The sequence below is a fragment of the Nocardioides sp. P4_G10 genome (assembly GCF_056401175.1).
This window is the reverse complement of record NZ_JBFUJV010000004.1, coordinates 62,713-86,024: the sequence shown is the minus strand read 5'-3', so window position 1 is coordinate 86,024 and position 23,312 is coordinate 62,713. Positions and strand designations below refer to the sequence as shown.

Genomic DNA, 23,312 nt, shown 5'->3' with positions numbered 1-23,312 from the left:
CCGGATCCCTGGCCAGCAAGGTAGAGCAGGCAGCGGGGAAGGGCTCAGCCCCTTTCGCCACTGTTCGCGAGCAGGACGGCTGTCAGAAGAGGTACCTCTCTCGGAACTTCTGCTCGGTGTCGGGCGCGTGGAGGACGTGAGCGTCGAGAAGGGCTTCGACAGTCATGTGAAGGAAGGTCGAATCGTCCTGCAGCGCGTCCACGTAGCGCTCCGCCAGTCGAGCGAATGACGTGTTGCCTTCCGGGTAGACGAGGACATAGGTGCCTGACGTCCACGCCTGGTCGGTGTCCTGCAGCATGGCGAGCAACAGGAGGTGGTCGCGCCACACCTGCTGCAGCTCGGTGCCGAGGATGCGCTTCTCCCAGTCGGGCTTGAATACCTGGGAGGTCTCGACGATCTTGCGATAGCGGGGCAGGCGAGACACTGCGTTCGGTGGGGACTCGATGACGGCGTGCTCGTGGTACTTCGTCTCGACCCCGATGACGGTCCGCGACGCGTCCGGCTCACCGAAGAACAGCGCGACGTCGAACGCTGTGCCGTCCCCGGTGAATCGGGAGTCGTGACGCCCTGGAGACGACTCGAAATCGACGGCCTGTCCCTCCCCCGCCGCGTTCCACAGGGCCTTGCCGGCGGCGGTGAGACGCTCAGGATCGTCGTGCAGCTCGCCGAACAGGTTGAAGCACATCGGCATCGAGGAGAGGAGGTGGTTGAGAAGCCTGGACTCCTGAAGCTGCTGCGACGTCTGTCGCTGATCCTCATGCAACCTTTGCTTGACGGCTTCGACGATTCGCGGGGACAGGAAGTTGGCGTAGGCATCGCCATCCTCCTCCATGAGAACGGAGCCGTTCTTGTTCCCGGGAGGGTGCTCCCCGACGCCGAGACCTTGCTGGGCTCGCCACGTGGCCTGACGGCGCCGGGCTTCCCGCTTAAACGCCGTCATCTCCGGATCCCCTGGCGCGCGGTCCCACTCCGGCTTCAGGGGCCCCAGCAGTTCTGCACTCAACTCCATGGCTCGACCGTACGGCTTCGGAGGTCCGCCTGGCGGCAGCTTCGATCCTGTGCCGAGGACTGCTCGCCACACAAGCCGATGAACGCCCCCAGCTCCAGCAACCCGTCGACACTCGACGGCATGTAGGCCGTGAGCGAGGCCGAACGAATGACGATCGCCTTCGACTGGGCCCTCGAGACCGCAACGTTGACGCGGTTGCGGCTGAGCAGGAAGCCCATCCCACGGGGCACGTCCCCGTGCGACGAAGCCGTCATCGAGACGATCGCGATGGGTGCCTCCTGACCTTGGAACTTGTCGACCGTGCCGACCCGCACCTCTCCCAGTCCCGCCTCCTTCAGGCGGGCCCGGATCAGGGTGACCTGCGCGTTGTAGGGCGCCACCACCACGAAGTCGCACTGGTCGAGCGGCCGCGGCGCGGACGCATCGTCCGGATCGTCCCAGCGAGCGCCGAGGTGGGCTCGTACCTGCGCGACCACCTCGGCAGCCTCCTCGGGAGACGCCGTCTGGTTCCCTGCGTGCGGAACCGTCACGACCTGCAGTCCCGGCTGGACGCCTTCGAGGGAGCGCTGTGACGCGGGCGCCGCAGCGTGCAGTCGTCCCTCGTAGGACAGCACCGAGACGCGCGCACACAGGGCCGGGTGCATCCGGTACGACTCGGCGAGGAAGTAGCCCCGGTCCTCGGGCAGTGTGCGGTGTCCATCCAGGAGCCACCCGAGGGCTGAGGTGTCGACCGGCTCGGCGTGGGTCCCCTGACTCACCTGGGGCAGTTGTTGAGGGTCTCCCAGCAGAAGGAGTCGCCGGGCAGCGACCGAGACCGCGATGGTCGGGGCGAGGGAGAACTGCCCGGCCTCGTCGATGACCAGGAGGTCGAGGCTCTCCCGAGGAACCGTGTTGTCGTTGGCGAAGTCCCAGGCCGTTCCACCGATGACGCAGCCCTCCGCAGTGTGCTCGTCGAGGAACTTCGGCACGTCCTTCAGGCTGGTCCAGGCGGGGTCGGACTTCTCGACCTTTGCCTTGCCGACCAGCGCCGGATCAAGGCCCGCCTTGACGATGCCGTCGAGCATGTTCTCCACGACGGCGTGCGACTGCGCCACGACGCCGACCCGCCAGCCGTGCTGCTCGACCAGGCACTTGATCACCCGGGAGCCGGCGTACGTCTTGCCGGTGCCGGGCGGCCCCTGGACCGCGACGTAGGAGTCGTCCATGCCGACCAAAGCCTCGACGACGTTGTCGATGGTCGATCCACCGCGCGGGAGCGGAAACCCGCCGCGAAGTCGGGGAGTGCGCCGCGTCAGGATGTCCATCGCGGCTGAGTCCGATGGCCCACCCGTAGCGACGACGGCTTGGCCCACCCCCTTGATGGCGTCCTCGAGCCTGCCGACGGGCGGCGGACTGCCAGGCAGCAACGCCACCGGGAGGCCGGGGAAGGTGTCCTCCGACTTGCGGCTCTCGGTCAGCAACACCACCCGCGTGTCTGCGTCGTCGGACTTCACTGCGGCGCTGTCGCAGGCAGCGTACGGAGCGCGTTCCGGACCGTGCGACTTCGACGGTGCGGGGGTCGCGTAGGCGACCTTCGCGCCCGAGCCGTCCTTGCTGCCCGGGGTCCACTCACCCACCAGCCGCACGAGTCGACGCTCGTTCCTTGCCCTGCCTTCGGGCACCTGCCAGTCGGAGACCACCTCGGCCGACTCGACCACGAACACGTCGCGGGCACCGGCCCAGTCGTCGATCGGGTGCATCAGCCGCTCGAAGTGCTCCCACCAGAACTGCTTGTTCTCACGACGGAAGAAGTCGAGGGACGTCGCGAGCATCGCGCACGCCTGCTCCGGAGCCGTGCGCTCGGTGCGCACCTCGGGCCCGGACAGATCCATCAAGCCACGGAACACCGGGTCCTTGACCGTCAGCTCTTCACCCTCGACCGCGTTGGTGCGCGGCACGATGAGGTGTCGGACACCCACGTCCTCGGCTCGTGTCAGCAGCCAGTCGCGCAAGCGGAGGGTCGAGAGGCAGTCGTACTCGTTGTAATCCGCCAAGGCGGCCAGCCGCTTCATCGCCGCCGGCGGGTCCTCGGTCCGCCACGTGCGGAATTCGTGGTAAGCCACGACCGAGGCGCCTCCGTCGGACACCGCGTCGTCGTCGTCCGAGCGCAGCTCGTCACCCATGTACAGAGGCTCGAGCTTCTTGATGCTGTACGACGGGGCCGAGACCCGAACCGACGCGCGCACCGTGGCGTAGAGATCGACGAACACCTCGGAGCGCAGGAGGTCATCGAGCTCCTTCTCGCACGTCTGGTAGCGCATCGCGAGACGCTTGAGCGCCGCCGTCTCGTAGGGCGCGTAGTGATAGATGTGCATGTCCGGATCGATTGCTCGGCGCTTGGCCACCAGCTCCATGAACTCCACGAACGCCGCTCGTTCCTGAGCCCAGTCGTGGGCCCAGATCGGCGTGTAGTCGTCGTCGGTGCCGAGCACGCCCCAGAGGTATTCCAGCCCCACGCGCGAGGGGTCTCCCTCGTCGTAGAGCGGGTCGCCCTCGAAGTCGAAGAAGAGGTCGCCCGCCGACGGTGCCGGCAGTCGGGTGAGGGCTTCTGCCGCGCCGTCGAGCAGCTCGAACTCGACGGGTGCTCCTTCACCGGCGTGTCGTTGGCTCCACTGGATCGCGGCCTGCGCGCGCAGTTTGTCGAACGTGGCCTGGGCCATGTCGCCGGGCCTGGACGTCGCCGCGGCGAGGTCGCCCATGGTCAGGATGCCCGCAGCTCTCAGCTTGCGACGCTGGTCCATGCGCAGGCCGGCCACCAGCACGAGGTCGCCGGCCTGCTCGGCCGCGTCACGGCACTCGGCGCACCCGCCGCAGGCGCGGACCCCGCTCGCCCCCCACTCGGCCGGCCGGCCCCCGGAGCGGTGCGTGCCGAGGAGCTCGCGCAACCGCTCGCGTCGCTCGGAGAAAACCGGAAGCACGTCGCTGAGCTGGAACTCCACGCGTTCGCCGTTGCCCAGCAGCAGCGCAACCCTGGAAGAGACGGGCAATCCAAGCGTGCGCATCTGTTCGGCGTAGGCACCCAGCTGCAGCAAGGCCTGAGGCTTGGCCTGACGCGCGAGCTTGGCGTCGCAGACGCGCCACCCGTCGTCGGCTCGCTCGACAAAGTCGGCGTAGCCGAAGAACTCCCCGTCCGAGAAGGCGGCCTGGTAGACGACCGGGGCATCGGAGAGGAGAGCCTCGAGAGTGTCGTCCCTCGCAGCCTGCAGCTTGGCCGCAGTGTGCGATCCCAGGACACGAGGCATCTGGACGACGTCGCCAGATGCCATGTACTCCGCGAGCAAGCGTTCCTCGTGCACGTCACCCAGCGCGGCGATGTGCCGCATCAGCGGATCCTCGGACTCCTGGAGCGCGGCACCCCAGCCCAGCTTGTGGTCGAGCGTGCGGAGGACGGCGTACTCGCACGCGGCAGCTGCGGTCAGGTCGGAGGCGCTCCAGTGAAGTGCTCCATCGACGATGAACATCCTTGTGTCTCTCTCTCAAGCGGGTTCCGCAATTGAATCCCGGACGGCACTGTCCGCGAGGCGCTTCAGCGCATCCCGGAATCCCCGGTTCGGTCGCGCTGCCGGCAGCGCCCCACACACCGCCGGCAGCGCTTCTTCGAGCTCCACGCCTCGCAGCATGGAGTAGGCGATGGCGACCGTGGGCGTGCGCGAGTGGGCGGCGACGCAGTGCAGCAGCACGGTCTTGCCCTCGTCGCGCAGGTCGGCGACGAGTCGCGCAGCGTCCATCAGGACGAAGTCGAGGTTGGGGTTCTGCTCGGGTTCGGCCTGGTCCATCAGCCGGAAGTTGATGTGCTCGACGCCGGCGGGCACCTGGGTTCGGCCCGTCAGGCAGAGGCTGACCACGACGTCGACCTTGTCCGGGACCCTGTCGAGCACGGTCGCACCGGAGATCAGCACGCCGTCGTCGTGCGGGTGCGTCGCCAGCGCGGGCCGGCCGTACTGCAGGTGGGCGTAGTCGATGTGGTCGACCAGCGGCCAGCCGTACTTGCCTGCGGTGCCGCGGTGGGCGGTGAGGTAGGCGAGGTGCTCGAGGTCGCGGGCACGCAGCCCCGGCCAACCGTGGAGCACGCGACGCCAGGCGGCGGGGACGGCGCTCATCCCCCACCGCGCGCCGAGCAGGGCGCCGGCGATTGCTGCGACGGTGTCGGTGTCGTGACCGATGCGGATTGCGGTGGTGAGCGAGTCGACGAGGTGCCCGCAGGCGGGCCCGTCGGTCGGCACGGGCGTGTGGGTGATCGCGGACCACGCCGCCTGCAGCGCGCCAACCGCCCAACCGTTGCGCATGAAGGACGACGGCGGCTTGGTCTCGGCCTCGAGCAGCAGCTCGCGCCAGGCGTCCCCGTTGGGCACCCACGGCGCGATGTCGTCGTACGGCGGGAGCTCGCCGGTCAGCACCGCGTGGCGGATCATCAGGCACCAGACCGCGCAGGCCTCCTGGGCGACGTCCTGGTGGTGGGTCAGCGCGCTGATGGCCATCGCGGCCTCGACGAGGCCCTCGGGGTCGTCGAGGTAGGCCAGCGCGACCGGGCCGGTGCGCATCAGGGAGCCGTTGCCGGCGCTGCGACCCGAGCGCTCGTGGACGACGCGTGCGGCCTCTGCCATGGCGGCACCGGTCGGGTTGCGCCCGGCGCGGCTGAGCACGGCGGAGGTCTGGGTGCCGACGTCGGCGGGGCCGCCGGCGTACCAGTCGGCGAAGCCCTGCGCGACCTGCGTTAGCGCCTCGGGGGTGCGCAGGTCGATGCCGGTGGCAGCGGCCCGTGCGATGACGACGGCCTGGGAGGTGTCGTCGGTCCACTCGCCGGGAGAGAAGTTGCCGAGGCCGCCGCCGATCATCGTGGGTACGAGGTCGGCGGCCACGCTGGCGAACTCGTAGCCGGCGCCAAGGGCGTCACCGGCCGCAGATGCGATGAGCACGCCGCAGGCGCGGTCGATCTGGGCGGTGGTGAGCCGAGGTCGCTCGAGGACCATCTCAGACCACCCGCCCGCCGACACGCAGGGCCAGGTCGTCGCGCGTCGCCGTCATCGTCGCGAGGAAGACGTCGACCATCGCATCGAGGTGACCGGGCGCGAAGGGCAGCGCGGGGATGACGATGTGCTGCCACACCGCACGTTCCTGCATCGACCACTTCACCAGCGGGTTGTCGCGGTTGAGGATCCCGATCTCCACCGCGGTCGCACGGCGGGAGTGCACGCCGTGGACGACCGGGGCGAAGATCTCGACCGCGGGCATGTCCTCGCGGGCCCGCACCCACACCGGCTGGTCGAGGTGGTTGAGCACGACGTCGCCGTCGTCGTCGACAGTGGGCTCCTCGTCGTACTTGACGTGGAGCGTCATGCGGATCATCGCCAGGAGGTCGTCGCGGTCCTCCGGCTGCAGGATCATCGGCTCGGACGGTCGCTCGATCGGCACGTCATCGCTCGCGCTGAGACCGAGCTCGGTGGCACCGTCGGCGTTGCGCCCCCATGCCCGGTAGGTCAGGAACTGAGGGTGGGCGACGCCGAAGGCCAGGCGCAGCGCGGCCACCACGAGGGCCGCGATGTTCTTGGCCTCCTCGACCGGGCGCTCGACGTACCAGTTCGGCTCGGCCTCCTCGTTGCCGCTCCACCCCATCGAGCGCAGCGACTCGCACCACTCGTCGGTCAGGACGTACGCCGGCGCGAGGTAGGCGTTGCCGCTGAGCTCGGCGCGCACCATTCCGGGACCGAAGCCCGCGAGCTGCGTGTAGGGGCGGATCTCGCCGTCGTCGCCGTCGGGCAGCTCGATGATGAGGTGGTCGCTCTCGTCCCGCATCCGCTTCAACTGTGCGGTCAGTCCGCTGACCAGGTCGCTCCAGGCCTGGGTGAGCTCGTGGTCGGAGCTCTCGGTGTGGGCGGCCCCGCCGTCCTGGTGCCGATCGTTCATGGCATCCCCCTTTAGCACTCTGTTATCTCTAAACATTAACACGCGCATCGCGCTAATGTCTGCCGTATGGCTGACCTCGACTCGTTCCCCCGACCCGGTGTCACTGTCGATGTCGCTGTGCTGACCGTAAGCGGACCCTCCGAAACAAACCCCCAGCTTCGCGTCCTGGTGCAGGACCGACGCGAGCCCCACGGCCGCTCACTTCCCGGCGGCTTCATCCGGGAGCGGTGGACCGTCGACCGGACCGTCGACGACGTCCTGCGTCGCAAGGTCGGCATCGAGCCCTCGGAACGCAACCGGCCGCGGCTGCTGCGGCTGTTCGACGACCCCGATCGTGATGACCGCAGCTGGGTGATCTCAGCCGCGCACTCGCTCTCGCTCCCGGAGGCCGAGCTGCTGGACGCCAGCGGCGACCTGGTGCCCGTGGGTCCCGACGGACGCCTCCGCGGCGAGCCGCGGCTGCTCTTCGACCACGACGAGATCGTCTCGGCGGCGGTGGAGGCCCTCCGGCAGCACTACGAGATCCGCTACCGCTACGTCGACATCCATCCCGACCCCGACGGGTTCCTGCCCGAGCCGTTCACCCTGCGACAGCTCCGCAAGGTGCACGAGGCGGTGGTGGGCGCCGACCTGCACAAGGACAACTTCAACCGGCGGATGCGGGAGTACGTCGAGCCGTTGACACGCAACGGCAAGGTCGTTGTCTCCGACGGGCTTCGGGGGCGCCCGGCCACGCTTTATCGGAAGCGACGCTGATCCGTTGGCCATTCGCATGTCATTACGAAGGGCGTGGGCAAGAATCCTCAACTAGACACACGAGGGGATTGGATAGTGATGATCGGCTTGCACGTCGTGCGTGGGCTGACGGTCAGTCTCGCGATGGCAACGGCTTCGTGGCACAGCCCGGCAGCTGGCGAGGAGCCGGCGACCCAACACTCGGAGATGATGTCGGTGACCGTCTCGGACACCAAGGTATGGCCCGACCCTGAGGACGGTGGTGAGTCGGTGACAGTGACGCTGACAGTGCACCAGCCCGGGGAGTTTCACCTCCACGTCCAGCGCGGACGGGGATACATAGTCCAGCACCGGTTCGGCGAGCTCGCTGTCGGCACGTACTCCTGGAGTTGGGACGCCGTTGGTACCGCACCTGAGGGCTGGTGGGACGTCGAGGTGGCTGGTTATGGCGTCCGGCAACAGGTTGTCACCGTCCCGGTGGAGGTGCGGTACGCCGCCCAAGAAGGGGTCTACCCCGATCGCTACGCCGAGTACGGCGCTGGGGCCGTGGACATCAAAGCCCTGAAGCTGCGCAACGCTCCGGACTACACCAGAGTCGAGATCCAGATGTGGAACAACTACCGACGCGAGATCTCTTCGGCCACCGCCGCAGTGGACGCCGGGGCGCGGCGTGGGTACCTCGTCACCTGGCGACGGACTCCCCGCGGCCCGAAAGCCACGCTGAACCTGGCCGTTCTGGCCTCCGACGAAGGCCGGCCCGAGCGCGTTCGATGTCCTCGTCTGGAGATCACGCTCGAGAAGCGGAGCGTGGTCATGACTGTGCCGCGCCGTTGCATGCGGGTGGGTGGCCGGAGTGCTCGAGCGTCGGCTTGGACCGGAGGGCGCGACGGAAGTCACGACTTCGCCCTCGACCGGCGTTACTGGACGCCTGTCCGCGCCTTCGAGCCCGTCCGGAACTGATCGGCGACGAGCACGCACAACCCGCGACACAGTTACCGTCGACTCATGGCGAGATGGATCTGCGAGTACTGCACGTCGACCGGGAAAGTGCCCGAAGGCGAGAGTGCCGAGCAGATGAGCTGCCCTAACTGTGGCGAGCCCGTGATGGAGGAGTGGTGAGTGCTGCTCAGCCTGTCGGGCGCCCTGCCGACTCGTGATGGTGCATGAGCTCCTCGACGAGGCCCATGGCCTCCGGCAGGACGGACCCCGGTGAGATGACGCGGGTCGCGGGACCGCTCGCCAGCATGATCAGACCCATCCGCTCGCCGACCGGCGCGAGCAGATCGAGGTTGGCAGTGAAGGTCTCCTCGTCCTCGGCCACGACGGTGACACCCTCGGCGTGCTGACGTGCGGCCCATCGGGCGTCCTGCGCGAGCTGCATCCGAACCGTGGTCGTCGCGCGCTGCTTCGTCAGCAGCGATTCGACGCCGGAGGGAGGCTCGAACCCCTGGTCCAGCACCTCGACGGCCCTCACGTTGGAGAGCAGGAAGGTCCGCAGATTGCCCTCCGGTCCGACCGGTCCGGCGTCGACCTCCCAGCCACGACGCGTCTGGACGAGCCGCAGCGGCTCGACGACCCGGTCGGTCACGCCCGGACGCCAGGCGCGGGAGTAGACGATCCGAACCTTGCGCCTCTGCTCCTGCGCGTCCTGGAGGTCCTTGACATGGCGGGTCCAGTCACCCACATACGGTGTCGCGGCCGGCTGCCCGTACATCGTCTCTGCGATGACGGCGAGCGCCGCGGCGAGATCGGCATCGTCCGGGTCGACCTCGAGCAGCGCCGTACCGGCGGTGTAGAGCGTGGCGAGGTCACCGGCGGACAGGTGCTCTGCGCCGAGTCCGGGGATGGCATCCGGCACGACGCGCACGACGGTGCGCCCGGCCCCGTCCGTCACATGGTCAGGCTCGGGCTGCACGAACTCCAGGGCAGGCTTGCGGAAGATGTCGAACGTCCAGCCCCACGACTCCAGGTCGAGGTAGGTGACGAGGTCCTCGCGCATGGTCTCGACGCCGAGGCCGAACTGGGCGGCAAGCTCGCTCAGAGGCAACCCGTCGGGGTAGGCGCCAAGGACGTTGAGCACCTCGGGAAGGCGGGCGATGCGCTCGAGGAACTTGGGCCCGGCCATCACAGACCCGCCATCTCGCGCAGCTCGGCGACCAGCTCGTCGTACACATCGGCGCCTTGGGTGATCGTGACCCGCGGGCCGAGGACGTAGAGGCGGGCGCGGAAGGCGTGCCGATGCGTCACGGTGTAGGTCAGGTCGACTGCGCCCTCGCGCTCGACCTGGGAGTCGGGCTCGTTGAGCCATCGGATGACGTCGGGCACGAAGTCGCGGGTCGTGCGCAGCGTGACCTCCGTCGGCGCGTCGACCTCCCACCGGAGCGGGTGCAGGGGGATGCGCCTCACTGACGGCACCTCGGCACCAGTACCGGGAGGGTCCAGCGCGATGTCGCTCATCTCGCTGACCACGAAGTGCTTCACGAGGCCGGACCCGTCCTCGACGCCACTGAGGTACCACTTGTAGTTCTGGAAGCGGACCGTCCCGGGGTGCACCAGCCGCGACGTTCCCTTGTAAGTGAACCTGATCCGGCTGCGGAGCTGCACGGACTGGAAGGCGAGCGAGAGCTTGTCGCCCTTCGGTTTCCGGATCACGATGCTGCCGACCCCCTCGGGGACCGCGGCGGGGCGGACACCGAGGCGCTTGGCGAGGTCAGACCGTTCGGCCAGGAGCACTGCACGCTGGAGGGCGGCTCGTTGGGGTGCCGTGAGCTTGACCTGAAGCCGGTTGTCGCCGCTCACCATCCGGTAGCGACCCGGCGCGCCGGCGGGCGCCACGTTGTCGATCTGCCAGCCCTGCTTGCGGAGGTTCTTGAGATCGAGGCTGAGCTGGTCCTCGGGTGCCTTGTCGCCATAGCCAGCAACGGAGACCAGGCGCTCGGCCGTCGCCCCCACGACGCCGGCATCGTCAAGGACGGCGAGGATGCGCGCGAGACGCTGCATCGCAATGACTGCACTTCGACCTGGTGGCATGGGCGTCTCCCCCGCTCGGCTGCCTGTAGGCCGTCCATCGTGCCCCGAATCGGTGGGGCGCGGGGTGGAAACAGGACGGCTCAGCAGTCGTCGCAGACCCCGGTGAGGGGCAGCTCGAGGTGGCAGCCGGAACATGAGCCGCCGTGCGCCTTGGGCGCGGTGTGACCCGAACGCGAGCTGTCGACGTACGACGGGAGGTTGATCCGCTCGTCGCCCACCCAATAGAACGTCTTGCCGAAGCCAGCGACCGTGCGGCCCCGGGCGCCGAGCGCGCCGTAAGTCAGGCTGTTCACGGTGAACACCTCGTCGTGCCGGACGAAGCGCAGGGCACCCAGGATGGTGTCGTGCGCCTCGACCGGCACTCCCAGGCGCCGCATGGCGTCCTCCACCGTGTCGAAGTGCTCGCGGCCGTAGCCCTCGTCCTGGGCTCGCGACCAGTCACAGACAGGGTGTTGCAGCCGCTCGACGGGGGAAGCAACGTGGACGTCGGTGCCGACGAGGTGCGGGCACTCGGGCCGGTGGACGCGGGTGCCCGTGGCCGTGCGGAAGTAGACGGTCGCGGGCTCCTCAGCGGCGCTGACCTCATTGATGATTTCGCTCATGGGAGCAGGGTGCGCCAGGGGTCCGAAACAATCACGCTTCTGCGTCAGCGCCCGTCCTGGTCGGGGTCGATTCGCCGACCGCGCTTGCGGTTCATCCGGTGGTAGGAGTCCCGGGACATCTTCGACATCATCGGCGCGCCCATGTGGCCGCTGTCGTGGCCCAACTGCTCCATCCGTGCGACGTCGTCGAGCTCGACCTGGATCTCGGGCTTGAGCTTCTCGGGGGCCACTTGGAGGGACTGAGTCAGTCGAGTCTTGGTCTCGCCGATGAGCCGCTGGCCCTCATCGAACTGCCCGCGCTCGAACGCCTCGGACGCCTGGCGCTTCACGTCCTGGGCCTCCTGGAACAGGACCTCGGACTGCACGCTCGGGTGAGCGATCCGACCAGCCGCTTCGTCGCCCGGCACGACGTTGACGCTGACCGGCAGCGAGACGACGTGTTCGATGAGGCCCGGTAGCTCGACGTAGGCGAGCTCGAGGGTCGCGACCCGGGCGAGGCCGAGGGAGGTGAGCGCCGGGACCTTGAGCTTCAGCAGGACCTTGCGTGCCTCCTCGCTGTAGAGGTCACCGAGCTCGATCATGACCCGCCCGTCGCCGATCTGCTGTGCCGGCAGGTCGTTGTAGAGCCGCAGGAACTCCACGGCCGGCTCGAAGACCACCGTCAGCGACAGCGCCTGCACGACCTTGTTGAGCAGGCCGTCGACCTCCCCGGCGATGGCTGCCCCGGCAGAGTCGGGGTTGTCGGCAAAGACGTGGTTGCCGGAGCCCGAGCGTGCGATCGCGGTGAGCAGCGTCTCGTCGTAGCCGCGGCCGTAGCCGAGCGTGGAGGTGACGATGCTGTCGGCGTAGGCCTTGGAGGTGACCGAGGCGAACTCGTCGACGCCCTTGATGCCCGCGTTGACGTGGCCGTCGGAGATGACCAGGACCGTGCCGCTGCCCCGTCGGTCGCCGTCGGCGGGGATGACCCGACGGATCTCGCGGAGACCGCGAAGGTAGCCGGCGGACAGGTCGGTCGAACCACCCGAGTGGACAGCCTGGATCTGGGCGATCACAGCCTCCTTGTCAGAAAGCGAACCGGCAGGCACGACGACCTGGGCGGAGTCGTCGAAGGTGACCAGCCCGAAGTTGTCGCTTGGCTCCAGGCGACGCACCAGCGCGATGAGGGCCTTCTTGGCTCCCTCAAGCGGGGCTCCGTGCATGGACCCGGAGCGGTCGAGGACGACCTGAAGCGAGGCCTGCGGCCGGCCTGCGTCGGCCACCGCGGCAGGAGCCTCGAGCTCGAGCAGAACGGTGACCTCGTCCTCGGTCTCGTGAGCGACGACGTTGACGTCGAGCAGTGCGTTGATCTTCATGGGATCCTCCAGGATCGTTGGGAAGCTCAGGCCGCGGTGGCGGACCGAGTGGTCTGGGGGTGCGCGGTGGTGAAGGCGTCGGCGATCTCGCGGGCACGCCGTGGTACGTCGTCCGCGGTGAAACCCCAGGTGCCCTCGGCGCCGCGGCGGGCGAGCTTGGCCAGGGAGTCGGCCCCCTCGTTGAGCGGGTCACCTGCGTGGCCGCGCACCCAGCCGATGTCGAGTCGGGGCGCCTCCTCGCGGACCTGCTCCTGCATCCACAGGAGCCCGCCTCGCTTGACCGCGGTGTGGTGGGTCGCTACGTACCCGTCGGGAAGCCTGACGCCGCCGACGGCCCACTCCTCCACGAGGGAGACCGCGGCCCGGCAGTCGGTGCGGATCAAGAGGTCCCGCTGCGGCAGCGCCGAGATGGCTTGCGAGATGGCGCGGAGCTCGGCGAGCACGGGGTGCCTGCGCCTGGCGCACTGCCTGACGGACGGCGTCTCGGTGCCGTGCCCGTGCAGTCCGTCCTCCGCCAGCCACCCCCAGCCGATACGGCCACGGGTAGCGGAGCCGTCGGTGGCGACGGTGAGCGACCCGGTGGGTGGAGCAACGACGGTCTGCACTGGGCTGAGCGCACGCATGGCGGCGGAGCGGAGGGCAGCATCGGCGGCGGTGTAGGCCACGAGGCTCACACCCGTGAAGTGGGCCTCCACCTCGGCGGCGTACGACCACAGCCGCGCGGTCGGCGGCAGGGTCACGACGATCTCGGCCGGGCCCCGGGCCTGCACGGCGGGAAAGGCAACCGCCAGCGCGCACAGCACGGCGTCCTCCCGGTCGTGCGCACGGACGGACCCGGTGGACCCGAAGCTCTCCCCCATGAGGCTCCAGGCCCACCTGCCCGACGCGAAGTCGGGCTCGAGTGACAGTGCCATCCGCTCAGCCATCTCGTCCTCCTTCGTCGGCGTCGGGTGTGCGTACTCTGCGCCCGGGGTCCGAATCAATGGCCCTCGCTCGCTCGGATCCCTCGGGCTGTCGGTCGACGCCGTCCACACCGCAACTCGTATTTCAAACCGATTCCCTGCGCGACGGGATGTGCGCCCAGTAGCGTCAGGCGCGGACGACCTTGCACGGTTCGGCAGCAGGGAAGCCGCTGCTCCGGGTGCAAGGCCGAATCAGGTACGAACGGTGGGGGACATGTTGGAGCGCTCGATTTGGCGGACGTGGAAGCCGTACGTGGCTCTGGTAGTTCTCGCCGTAGGAGCAACTTGGTGGTACACGAGTCAGTCCTCATTCGCGAAGCTCAAGGACGGTGCCTACGCCTGCACGGCGGTCCATGTGAACGCCTCGGGGAAGTATGAGGTCCTCGTTGATGAGAGGGGGACCCCGTACTCCGCGATCTCGGCATCGGTCCGCAACGGTCGGCTTGCCAGCCTGTCGGGCGCTACGCCGATTCCCGCGGCTCAGCTGAGTTCTCTCACTGTGAGGAAGAGTGGCAACTCCCGCTTCCACGCCACCGACGACCCCACGATGCATAGCTACAACGCTGTCGCCTGCGACTACGCCGGCGGGTGATCCACGATGAGCATCGGCCGGCCACTCAGTGTCGCCTTGATGGCGGCGGTGTTGTCGAGCTGCGCGTCCTCTCCTTACTCACCCACGGGCGCCAACGCGCTCGATCAGGCGAACTCGGGCGAAGGACTGCAGCCGCCTTCCTGCAGCTCGTTGTTCAGGACGATTCTGAGGCGGGAACGCAGTGGCGACACTGCAGGCGCCATCAACGCGGAGCTGGATGAACTCGGCGATCGCTGCCCTAAGAGGTACCAGGTGTTCGTCGATTACGTGTCCATCAAGGGGTTCGCGAATGCCGGCGCCGGGGGTCCTTGCGCTGAGTACTCCGCCTACGACATCCAGGCGGAGGCGCTCAGAATGGCTCGTCGGGATGGGTACTGCTCAGATGAAGACCAAGTCACCGCCGCCCCTGGCCACGCAGCCTGGAACTGCAGCTACTCGCCGACGTACAACAACGACTGGCACGACGACGCGGTGTGCATCAACGGCAGCGAACAAGTCCGGCCCTACCTGCGCGGGTGGGACAGCTTCGTCACCGAGGCGGAGCTCATGGAGTCCGCACGCGAATACGAGGCGCGCCTCAACGGCGGCTAAGGACGATGCAGGCCAGCGTTCAATTCGCGTTGCGAGTGAACCTGACGCAGATGTTCGGTCAAGAACCGGTCGCGGCGCGCCCGGGCCAGTGGGGTTGGGGTGTGACGGACGGACAGGTGAGGCGGTCACACCGCTGCCTCCGCGCACGGAGTAGCCAGGCCGTTAGCCTGCCAGGTCGCGCACGAGACGGACGCACAGTTGGACTCGGTCCTCGCTGTCGATCGGCCGTCCGATGCCGGCGTCACGCTGCTGCACTAGCACTCGGCCGTCGTAGCCGGTCCGGTAGATCTCGCGGATCCGCGCGACCGCAGCGCGGATCTCGGCGTCGGCATCGTCCGGCACCTGCACGGTGAACCCGTCCTCCACACACTTGATCGCCGCCTGACGCACAGCCATGCCGGTGTTCTCGCGATACCACTGGGGTTTCGACGCGACGTCGGCGAGTTCACCGTCGATCCAGGCAGCGAGGAGCAGCGCGTCGCTGAAGTAGGCGCTGTAGTGGCTGCCGTTCAGGATGTGCAGCCTCGCATAGCCGAAGCCGCCGTCGGCAGCGTCGTACTCGCCGTGGAAGAAGCCCTGACCGACCTTGCTGCGCGCTCCGGGGTAGCGGACGAGGTAGTAGCGCCAGTCGAACAGACTCCTCGACTCCCTCTCGGCGCACCAGTCCTGACAAATCTGGGTTAGTACGTTGCGAGTCGACGTCGCCTCCGACGTCAGCCGTGCTTCCACGTCGTCGAGCAGCGCCATCAGTGGCCCGCGGACACGGGCCAAGCTCTCCCGGGAGCCGATCGTCAGGATCTCGCGCCAGGACTCGTCCAGCTCGGAGCTGCCAAGCTGCCGCTTTTGGCCCTCCCACCCGACGTCGCGGGAGTAGTCGCCGTGCGTGAGCAGCGCTGCCCCGAAGAGGTCGCGCAGCTCCGGCTCGGCGACGAGGGCGAACGTCGCGGCACGTCTCGGCAGCGTCGCAGCGTCCAGGTCGAAGGACAGCAGTCGCCCGCGGACTATCGAGTGGTCCTCGACCGCGTGAATCGCGTAACGCACCTCAGGGGAGCTCTGGTCGATCAGCTTCCAGACGCGCACCTGGTCGGCCGCCCAGTCGGCGTTGAAGGACTGCTGCCTTTCGTCGAGCACGCCGTCGACGACGAGGCTTTCGACGGTGTGGAGGTAGTCGGGCATCCGCTTGCGCTGGATGACCGCGGACTCGACGAGGTTGCGCAGGGTCCGGAGCCGGCGGTGCAGGTCGGGCTCGCTGGGCTGGTGGCCGGGCTGGCGAGCGAGCAGGACGGCGTACAGGAGCAGCATCTCAGGGAGGGTCAGCCCATTGTCTGAGCTCACGCATATCCCGACGAGGTCAGGAGCCGCCGATACGAGGAGCGGCAAGGGGCCGGCGCCGACGTCACCCACCCGGAACAGCTGGGGGAACACGGCCATCGGGTGCTCACCGTTCTCGCACCACGTGTCGAAGGCGTGAAGGAACAGGTCGCGGTTGCGCTTGGCGCGCTCATCCTCGGCGCCGCGACCGACGAGGGCGAGCCGCGCACGTTCCTCGAGCGTGCGCTCGTGCTTCCCCTCGTCGTCGCTCCACCGGCGTCCGGGTTCGCGGTCGCGCCACTCGCAGACCTCGATGAGGAATCCGATGTAGCGCATGAAGGCGCTGTCGACCGTGACCTTCGGGGGCGGTGTGGTGCCGGCCTCCTCGGCGGCCGCGCGTTCCTTGCGGGACGCCTTCTCGTACTCCCAGAAGATGTCGGTCCACGCAAGGTCGAAGCTTCGGGTCACGTGCTGGTGCTGCGTCGGGTTGAGCACGCTTGCGAGCGCGTCCTCGAGATCGGCCTTGACCACCTCGAACTTGGTGAGCGGCTTGCCGCGGGAGTTCATTTTGAGGTAAAGGTCCTCACCGCGGCCGAGGTCGGCGACCGGGAGGAAGAAGAACCAAATCTTCGGCGCGGCCCGGTTCGACAGCCGGGCCCAGGCCGCCGCGGCATCGGCTCGCGTCGTGGTCGCAACCTCCAGCGCAGCCTCGTGGATAGCGTCGAGCATTACCAGCATCGAGGCGATCGTCGGGTCGTCATGCCATGGGTAGAGGTACCACGGCTGGTCGGTGATCCAGGCGGAGGGCACCCCCGCCTCGGCGGGGAGGGGGTGCTGGCGCAGAGCCGCGGCGAAGTAGCGCGCGCTCGGCCGAGTCGCATAGCTGAAGCGGAGCCACGCTGCGTCGCCGTTGAGTACGTCGGCGCGGGAGGCGACGTACCAGTGCAAGAGGTAGAGGGTGGTGAGGCGCTGCTGCCCGTCGAGCGGCTCCAGCAAGTACTGCTGCCCGCCGTCGCGCTTTCGGGCGTGCACCCCGCCATACACGAAGTCGAAACCGATGCCTCCTTCGGGCACGCCGGCGGCCCCGTACGCCGCGTCGACGACCGTGCGAGCGAAGCGCCGACGGATCGCCGTGGTCGCGCTGTCAGACCGGCCCTGCGCGTAGTCACGCTGGATGATCGGGATCTCGATCCCGGTGATTCTCGGCCGGTCGCCCTCGGGCTCGTCGAAGAGTCCGAGGTACGTCGTCTGGTACCCCTTCACGCCGAGACCTCCGCGTCGTCGGTCATGCTGGCCAGGCCGGCCTCGACCGCCTCATTGTCCAACGCGGGGGGCGGATCGGTCAGGAACGGCCTGACTAGACGGACCATCTCGTCGTAGTAGGGCCTGCGATCGCCGGGTCCCCATAGCGAGGCCCGCTCGGTACCGGCGGTGTAGTACTTCAGGAACACGTTGCGGGTGCACGGCAGGAGGTAGCCCCCCTGCTTGTCGACCTTGACCATGCGGTCGCGCTTGAGTGCGAACACGGCGTTGTTGAGCATGCTGTTGATCTCGCGCTGCAGGAGCGCAAGGTTGTCGAGGCTGTGCGTGTCGTCGCCCGATGCGGCGTCGGGGGCGTCGAAGAGCGTGATCACGCGGTCGCGCAGGCGCTCGAAACCGGGCCCGTCCACCTGGGTGAGCGGACGAGCAAGATGCGTCGCGAGGTCGGCGAGCAGCGGATCGACTACCTGCTGCGACTCGCTCGGCCATGGCTGCTGTCGCGCGATCTTCTCCTGGTGCATCTTCAGCCACTCCCGACGGCCGTTCTCGTCGTCGGGCGACTCGGAGCGCTGGGCGTGAATGTGCTCGAGCGACCACCGGGCGGCGGCGTAGGCATGGAAGCTGAACCGATTGGCGAGGTCCTTGCCGGCCAGCACGGTCTCGACGTTCATCAGGAGCAACACCCGGATGCAGTCGCGGTCGGTCTTGGCGCTCTTTCTGTAGCGGAGTTCCGAGACGTCGTCGCTCGAGAGCCCGAGGCGCTCGCGGGTGTGTTCCTTCAGCGCTTTGCCGAAAGCCGAGTGAGTCAGGTCTCGGGAGATGGTGACGAGCTCGGTGATCGAATCTCCGATCGCAACGAGGTAACCAATCCGGTGGTAGAGCTCGCGGTCCTTGAACCATCCGGTGAGCAGGCCGTGGTGCGCGACGACGGCGCTCCAGAACGCCTCGACGCCTTCGGCCTGGATGTGATCACGCGCGCGACCGAACAACCAGTGGCGTGACTCGTCTCGCTCGGCGTCACCGATGCCCGGTGGTGAGGGCATCGTCTCGAGGAGGAAGTCGATGTACGTCCCGGGCTCTGAGTCGCTGCCCGTGAGGAACCCCCACAGCGGCCGGTCACGCAGCTCCAACTCGAAGCGGTCCCACTGTGCCGCCACCTCGTCGCGCCGCTCGACGCCGCTCGACGACAGCACCAGGGCCTTGACGAGCTCGGACTCAGTGAGCAGAATTCGGTCCCGGTTGAGCCGAATGAAGAGGTCGATCGCCGGCGTCTCGGCCGGCGCCTCGTACCAAATCACGTAGACCCATTTGGCAAGCGCGGTGTGCATCGACGTGGCCGCGAGACCGGCGTTGCCCTGCTCCTCGAACCACCTCTCGATCTCGGCGTACGCCGTCGCCATGTGGCGGTAATCGATGTTGTCGTCGGCAAGGCCCGGGTCCAGCGAGTCAAGGAACGTCGCGCTGCCCTCACGGGTCTCGTAGGACATCTGGTAGCTGAGGCGTGCGCTCGGCAGGTGTCGCTGTATGTACTTCACGACCAGGTAGAGGGTGGTGAGCCGCTGCTGCCCGTCGACAAGCTCCCACGACTTGGCCGCCGGGTCGCCGCGGCGGATGACGACGACGGGTTGCAGAAAGTAGTCGGAGACCTTGCGGTCCTCGGCCTCCGCGTCGCGCTCGTTCGCGGCGATGTCCTCCAGCAGCGCGCGCACCTCTTCGCGACCCCAGCGATAGCCGCGTTGGTACGCCGCGACCAGGAAGTCGCCCTCGACGTACGGGATGCCGGCCCTGCCCTGGATCACGAGCCGCGGCTCCAGTGTGGCGTCCATGGCATCGCTCCCGAGATGTCGTCATTTCGTCCGGTAGTCCGATGACCCTAACGCGAGTCAACCGCCTGGCGGCCGGACAAGCGCACGGCATTGAAGCCGAGCGCGTCGCTGCGGTCCTAGCGAACTTCGCTGGCCCGGCCTGCATGCTCCGTTGACCCCGATCCTGCCCTGACACTTGGAGAAGGGGCGGGCTGCGCGCTGAATGCTCAGCGGTCAGCGCCTCTAACGAAGGCGTCGGAGCGGAGCGAGGCTAGTCGCACGCGGACGCTCAACGCGTGAGCCGATGAGTCATTAGGTTCTTGAGGCAACGACGACAGGTCGTCGCCACGCGGGCACTATCCTGAGGCGCCGAGGAGGAACCTTGAGCGAGACCGACCGCTTGGCGCTGCGCCGCGAATCCGACAAGTCATTCACATTGATTGGCTTGGTTTCGATCGACAGCAAGACCGAGGTCACCGTTATCACTCCTGACGGAGCTGCTGAGACCCACACACGAAGCGGCCTCACCTTCGTCAACTTCGGGAGTATCAACCACTTTGCCCGACTCGACACGGACGGTCTTCGTCGGGCACTCGAATCGTCACCCAGATCGGTGTTTGAGCAGGCCCTCCTGGACTCGAGCAAGTCCCTGTCAGTCACCGACCTGAAGGCTAGGTTGACTCAGGCCGGCCTTGGGATCGCCGAGGTCGACAAGGCGTGGGAGCAGGTCAGGAAGACGTTCGAGGACGAGCCGGGCGTTCGCGCGAACGGGGAGGGGTCGGCGAGGAAGTTCGCTTGGAAGGGATCAGAAGAGACGCGGCTGCTTCCGTACATCAACGCTTCGCACGTGGTTGCTCCGCCTAAACCCGCACCGGTCGAAGCCGTGACGGACGCGCCTGCGCCGAGTCCCGCGAACGGACAAGACCCCCTCGAACACTCAGTCACCGATGCGACGGCGGCGCCCGCTCCTGAGAAGCCTCCCCTTCCAGACGAATCTGTCGCCGAGGCGGCCTCAGCGGCTGCGACTCTCGACGCGGCCGTCGCGACCGCCGCACACACGTCGACTCCGGATGAACCGGCCGTACTGAAGAGCCAATTGCTGGCCCTCCTCCAGAAGTGGCTCGGCTCTTCCTCACCACACACTCTGGAGGATGTCGAGAAATCGGTCCTCCAGATCGGAGCCGCGCTCACCCCTGTACCCGTCAAGGATCTGAAGGCCTTGGCGGACGTGCCCTCCGTTGAGCGGCCTCTCGCGCAGTTGCTGCTCCTTGCGCGGGAGCGAGAGACCAGGCTCTGGGCATCAGAGCCAGGGGTCCTGGATCCGTCGGCAGCGTCTGCCGCCATTGAGAGCGCCATAGCGGAGAGCTACAGGACCAGTCCGGCCGGCGATCTGTTCGCGCGATTCGTGGTACGCGTCGCAGGACGCACAGACCTCCACGAGCTTCCCTTGGCTCTTGTCGCGGGCGCCTTCGCACGTGCCTCTGCACTGCAGAGTGTGCCTAGTCGATCTAGTAGTCATCAGGATCTGGCTGCGGTTCTGGCAGAGCGCACCAAGACGTCAGTGGGCGAGGACTGGACGCAGGCAGATCAACGCGTCAAGGACGTAGCGATCGGGATGAACCGATTGCCCCTGGACGAAGAGGGCCCACGCAGCAAGTTCCTCGCAGCCCTCTTCGACATCCGTAGGCAACATCTCGACGGCGACCTCCTGTGGAAGAGTATCGAGCTGGACGATCTCCACCACGCTGCTGGCGGAGTCATGCGTCGCGTCCTGCTCGACCCCGACCTCGCCGAACGCATTGTGCGCCCAGCGGTCGCCCAGTTCGCCGCCGATTGCTCTACCCGGCACGACCTGGGCAAGCTCGTCGCGCTGCGCGGCACATTCGCTGCGTACGTGGACGAGCGTGCCCTGACCACGGCGATGGCGCGTGTGGCCAAGGATGACCGGAAAGCGGCCGAGTGGTTAAGGGGCCTGCGCCAGCAGGAGTTGCTCGACTCGGTCACGAAACAACGCGACGCCGCCGTCCACGAAGCGGTGACTGCCAAGGCCGCGACCGCGGAAGCTGAAGACCGAGCGGAGAGGGCACTCGCCGATCGAGACGCGTCAAGTGCTGCGCTCAGGCGAGCGGGTGAGAAGGCCGTGGAGGCGAGCGACGCACAGCTACGGCAGGCGAAGCTCGACGTACTCCGCTCGCTGGCGAGTCTCGCTGTCACGATCAGGGAGTCCGCTGCGGCGAAGGAAGACCCCGCTCTAATCCAGCGCCTCGGGTTCGCCCTGCGTCGTGAGGGGCTTGTTGAGATCGCTAGTTCGGGTGAGACCGTCAACTACGACCCTGGCCTACACGATGCCCAGGGAGATCACATCGATTCCGGAACGCCGGTAATTGTCAGTCGCTGCGGCTATACCTATGACTCGGGGGACGAACAGCTCGTTCTCGTGAAAGCGCACGTGCGTGTGAAGTAGGAGAGTCTTCATGGTTACTACCGACAGGGCCATCGGCATTGACTTCGGTACGTCGACGTCCCTGGCTGCCGAGGGTGACGTGCTCCGTGGGATCACATTGGCTCCCTTGGGACGAGCGACGACGTACATGCCCACCTTGCTGGGCGCAACCGAGACAGCATTGCTCGCTGGGGATGCCGCTKCCGACATGCCAGAGCGGCAGATCATTCGGTCCATCAAACGTCAGATCACCGAGCGCTGCATGACGATTCCACATCCGCTGGCTGAGGGTGACTCCATCAACGTTGATGAAGGGATCGTCCTCGTTCTCCGTCAACTCGCCTCCAACGCTCAGGACGTCGGCGTCGAGCTAGAGGCAGATCTCATCCGCCTCGGCTGCCCAGCAATGTGGGACTCCCATCAGCGCGGTCGTCTGCTCAGACTCGCCCAGAAGGCTGGAATTCCGGTCGCTGAGCACACCCTGATTGATGAGCCCATCGCAGCGGGCATGGCATGGGTCTCGCACCGGATTCGTGAGCACGACAGTCAGGTGAAGGGCCGCCTGCTTGTCTTCGACATGGGCGGAGGCACCTTGGACGTCGCGTTGCTACAAGTCGACACGACGTCCGGGGATCACGCCGGCGAGATCTCCGTGCTGTCGTCGAAGGGTGTCAACGAAGCGGGTGATGCCTTGGACCTTGCGATCCGCGATGAACTCATGCGAATCCTCCAGGGATACGAGCTTGGACTGGACGCGGCGACTCAGGCTGAGTTGGACCGAAAGCTCCTCCCCGAGGCTCGGCACGCGAAGATCATGCTCAGCATTGAGGATGAGGTCCACATTCGAATCCCCATGGACTCGGTGCGCATTCCCACTCTCACCTACACGCGTGAGCAGCTGGAGGAGCAGTTCGCCGAACAGTTGAGCCGCGCAGAAGGCCTCACCTGGCACGTTGTGCGCGAGTCATTTCTCACCCACGAGACCCATCGGTCTCCCCAAGAGCTGAGGGCGATTCCGAACGCACAGGTCGCTCGCGGGGTGGACCGTGTCCTGCTGGCCGGCGGTATGAGCCAGATCCCTGCAGTGCGGGAAAAGCTTGAGGGGATGTTTCCTCACGCTGAGGTGTACTCCACTGCTGGCAAGCGCCTCTCGGCCGATGAAGCGATCGTGGCCGGGTTGGCCGAGACCACTGTCTACGATCGCGTGAACCTGCACCGTCCGCCGTTCGACTTCATGCTCGAACTCGACGACGGATCCGCCGTTCCGCTCTACGAGGCGTTCTCACCGCTCTACGAGGGCTGGCTCGCATTCCAGCGCAGTGACCTCTACTACGAACGGGTCGTGCCGGCCCGCGAGCTTCCTGGGCGAGGAACGGCCAAGCTGCGCGCGCGGTCGGCGATGGGGACTGACGTCTCGTTCAAGTTCGGGTCGGCCGAGGACACCGGCATCGATGTCGCGCTCGGAGTCAAAGACATCCGCTTCCGGATCCGGCCGAACGGCCACATCTCCGTGACTGACGGCAAGGGGCGCCTGCACTACTTCCGCGTCAACCGTTGGCCCGTGCTGCGCGGGCGGGACCACGCAGCCATCCAGATCGAGCGCTTGGACGCGGCTGCCCGGCAGGAACGGCAGACCCGCGCGTGGGAGAACGACCCGTTGTTCCTCCACTGAGGAAC

At 67.5% G+C, this 23,312-nt stretch carries 17 protein-coding genes; 6 read left to right on the top strand and 11 right to left on the bottom strand.

What is annotated here, in order from left to right; genetic code table 11:
• Positions 1 to 82: 82 nt before the first annotated feature.
• Genes AC1DP1_RS07450 through AC1DP1_RS07435 form a run of 4 tightly spaced genes read right to left on the bottom strand, consistent with a single transcriptional unit; the run spans position 83 to position 6,952 of the window.
• Positions 83 to 1,009, bottom strand: coding sequence for a PGN_0703 family putative restriction endonuclease (locus tag AC1DP1_RS07450; RefSeq protein ID WP_477506332.1), 927 nt, complete (start codon positions 1,007 to 1,009; stop codon positions 83 to 85).
• Positions 1,000 to 4,509 carry a TM0106 family RecB-like putative nuclease gene (locus AC1DP1_RS07445; protein ID WP_477506331.1) on the bottom strand — a complete coding sequence of 1,170 codons (3,510 nt, stop codon included), beginning with the start codon at positions 4,507 to 4,509 and terminating at the stop codon, positions 1,000 to 1,002. The genes AC1DP1_RS07450 and AC1DP1_RS07445 overlap by 10 nt, the downstream gene beginning before the upstream one ends.
• 15 nt (positions 4,510 to 4,524) lie before the next feature.
• Positions 4,525 to 6,018 (bottom strand): ADP-ribosylglycohydrolase family protein, encoded by a 1,494-nt coding sequence (locus tag AC1DP1_RS07440; protein ID WP_477506330.1) that lies wholly within the window; start codon positions 6,016 to 6,018, stop codon positions 4,525 to 4,527.
• Between the two features lies 1 nt (position 6,019).
• On the bottom strand, positions 6,020 to 6,952 hold the full coding sequence (locus AC1DP1_RS07435) for a TY-Chap domain-containing protein (RefSeq protein WP_477506329.1): 933 nt from the start codon (positions 6,950 to 6,952) through the stop codon (positions 6,020 to 6,022).
• Between the two features lie 168 nt (positions 6,953 to 7,120).
• On the opposite strand from AC1DP1_RS07435, the gene AC1DP1_RS07430 reads away from it, so the two are divergent.
• Positions 7,121 to 7,708, top strand: coding sequence for an NUDIX hydrolase (locus AC1DP1_RS07430; protein WP_477506328.1), 588 nt, complete (start codon positions 7,121 to 7,123; stop codon positions 7,706 to 7,708).
• Between the two features lie 78 nt (positions 7,709 to 7,786).
• Positions 7,787 to 8,647, top strand: a complete 861-nt coding sequence (locus tag AC1DP1_RS07425) for a hypothetical protein (protein WP_477506327.1) — start codon at positions 7,787 to 7,789, stop codon at positions 8,645 to 8,647.
• 166 nt (positions 8,648 to 8,813) lie between these two features.
• Here AC1DP1_RS07425 and AC1DP1_RS07420 read toward each other — a convergent pair whose 3' ends face one another.
• The 5 genes from AC1DP1_RS07420 to AC1DP1_RS07400 form a co-directional block, all read right to left on the bottom strand.
• Positions 8,814 to 9,812: a helix-turn-helix transcriptional regulator gene (locus tag AC1DP1_RS07420; RefSeq protein WP_477506326.1), complete on the bottom strand. Its 999-nt coding sequence runs from the start codon at positions 9,810 to 9,812 to the stop codon at positions 8,814 to 8,816.
• A complete protein-coding gene (locus AC1DP1_RS07415; RefSeq protein WP_477506325.1) occupies positions 9,812 to 10,687 on the bottom strand; it encodes a helix-turn-helix transcriptional regulator in 876 nt (291 codons plus the stop codon). The genes AC1DP1_RS07420 and AC1DP1_RS07415 overlap by 1 nt, the downstream gene beginning before the upstream one ends.
• Before the next feature lie 110 nt (positions 10,688 to 10,797).
• Positions 10,798 to 11,319 (bottom strand): hypothetical protein, encoded by a 522-nt coding sequence (locus AC1DP1_RS07410; protein ID WP_477506324.1) that lies wholly within the window; start codon positions 11,317 to 11,319, stop codon positions 10,798 to 10,800.
• A gap of 44 nt (positions 11,320 to 11,363) precedes the next feature.
• Positions 11,364 to 12,671, bottom strand: coding sequence for a vWA domain-containing protein (locus AC1DP1_RS07405; RefSeq protein ID WP_477506323.1), 1,308 nt, complete (start codon positions 12,669 to 12,671; stop codon positions 11,364 to 11,366).
• A gap of 26 nt (positions 12,672 to 12,697) precedes the next feature.
• A complete protein-coding gene (locus AC1DP1_RS07400) occupies positions 12,698 to 13,597 on the bottom strand; it encodes an RNase H family protein (protein ID WP_477506322.1) in 900 nt (299 codons plus the stop codon).
• Positions 13,598 to 13,847: 250 nt separating this feature from the next.
• Here AC1DP1_RS07400 and AC1DP1_RS07395 point away from each other — a divergent pair, with 250 nt between their 5' ends.
• Positions 13,848 to 14,225 carry a hypothetical protein gene (locus AC1DP1_RS07395; protein ID WP_477506321.1) on the top strand — a complete coding sequence of 126 codons (378 nt, stop codon included), beginning with the start codon at positions 13,848 to 13,850 and terminating at the stop codon, positions 14,223 to 14,225.
• A gap of 6 nt (positions 14,226 to 14,231) precedes the next feature.
• The gene (locus AC1DP1_RS07390) at positions 14,232 to 14,816 is read left to right on the top strand and encodes a hypothetical protein (RefSeq protein ID WP_477506320.1); all 585 of its coding nucleotides are present in this window, start codon (positions 14,232 to 14,234) and stop codon (positions 14,814 to 14,816) included.
• A 162-nt stretch (positions 14,817 to 14,978) separates the two neighbouring features.
• Here AC1DP1_RS07390 and AC1DP1_RS07385 read toward each other — a convergent pair whose 3' ends face one another.
• Together AC1DP1_RS07385 and AC1DP1_RS07380 are read right to left on the bottom strand one after the other, a co-directional pair.
• Complete coding sequence (locus tag AC1DP1_RS07385) at positions 14,979 to 17,390, bottom strand: GmrSD restriction endonuclease domain-containing protein (RefSeq protein WP_477506319.1); 2,412 nt, start codon at positions 17,388 to 17,390, stop codon at positions 14,979 to 14,981.
• On the bottom strand, positions 17,387 to 19,213 hold the full coding sequence (locus AC1DP1_RS07380; RefSeq protein ID WP_477506318.1) for a DUF262 domain-containing protein: 1,827 nt from the start codon (positions 19,211 to 19,213) through the stop codon (positions 17,387 to 17,389). Before AC1DP1_RS07380 ends, AC1DP1_RS07385 begins: the two co-directional genes overlap by 4 nt.
• A 361-nt stretch (positions 19,214 to 19,574) precedes the next feature.
• Here AC1DP1_RS07380 and AC1DP1_RS07375 point away from each other — a divergent pair, with 361 nt between their 5' ends.
• Complete coding sequence (locus AC1DP1_RS07375) at positions 19,575 to 21,656, top strand: hypothetical protein (protein WP_477506317.1); 2,082 nt, start codon at positions 19,575 to 19,577, stop codon at positions 21,654 to 21,656.
• 127 nt (positions 21,657 to 21,783) lie between these two features.
• Positions 21,784 to 23,307: an Hsp70 family protein gene (locus AC1DP1_RS07370; RefSeq protein WP_477506316.1), complete on the top strand. Its 1,524-nt coding sequence runs from the start codon at positions 21,784 to 21,786 to the stop codon at positions 23,305 to 23,307.
• The last annotated feature ends 5 nt before the right edge of the window (positions 23,308 to 23,312 follow it).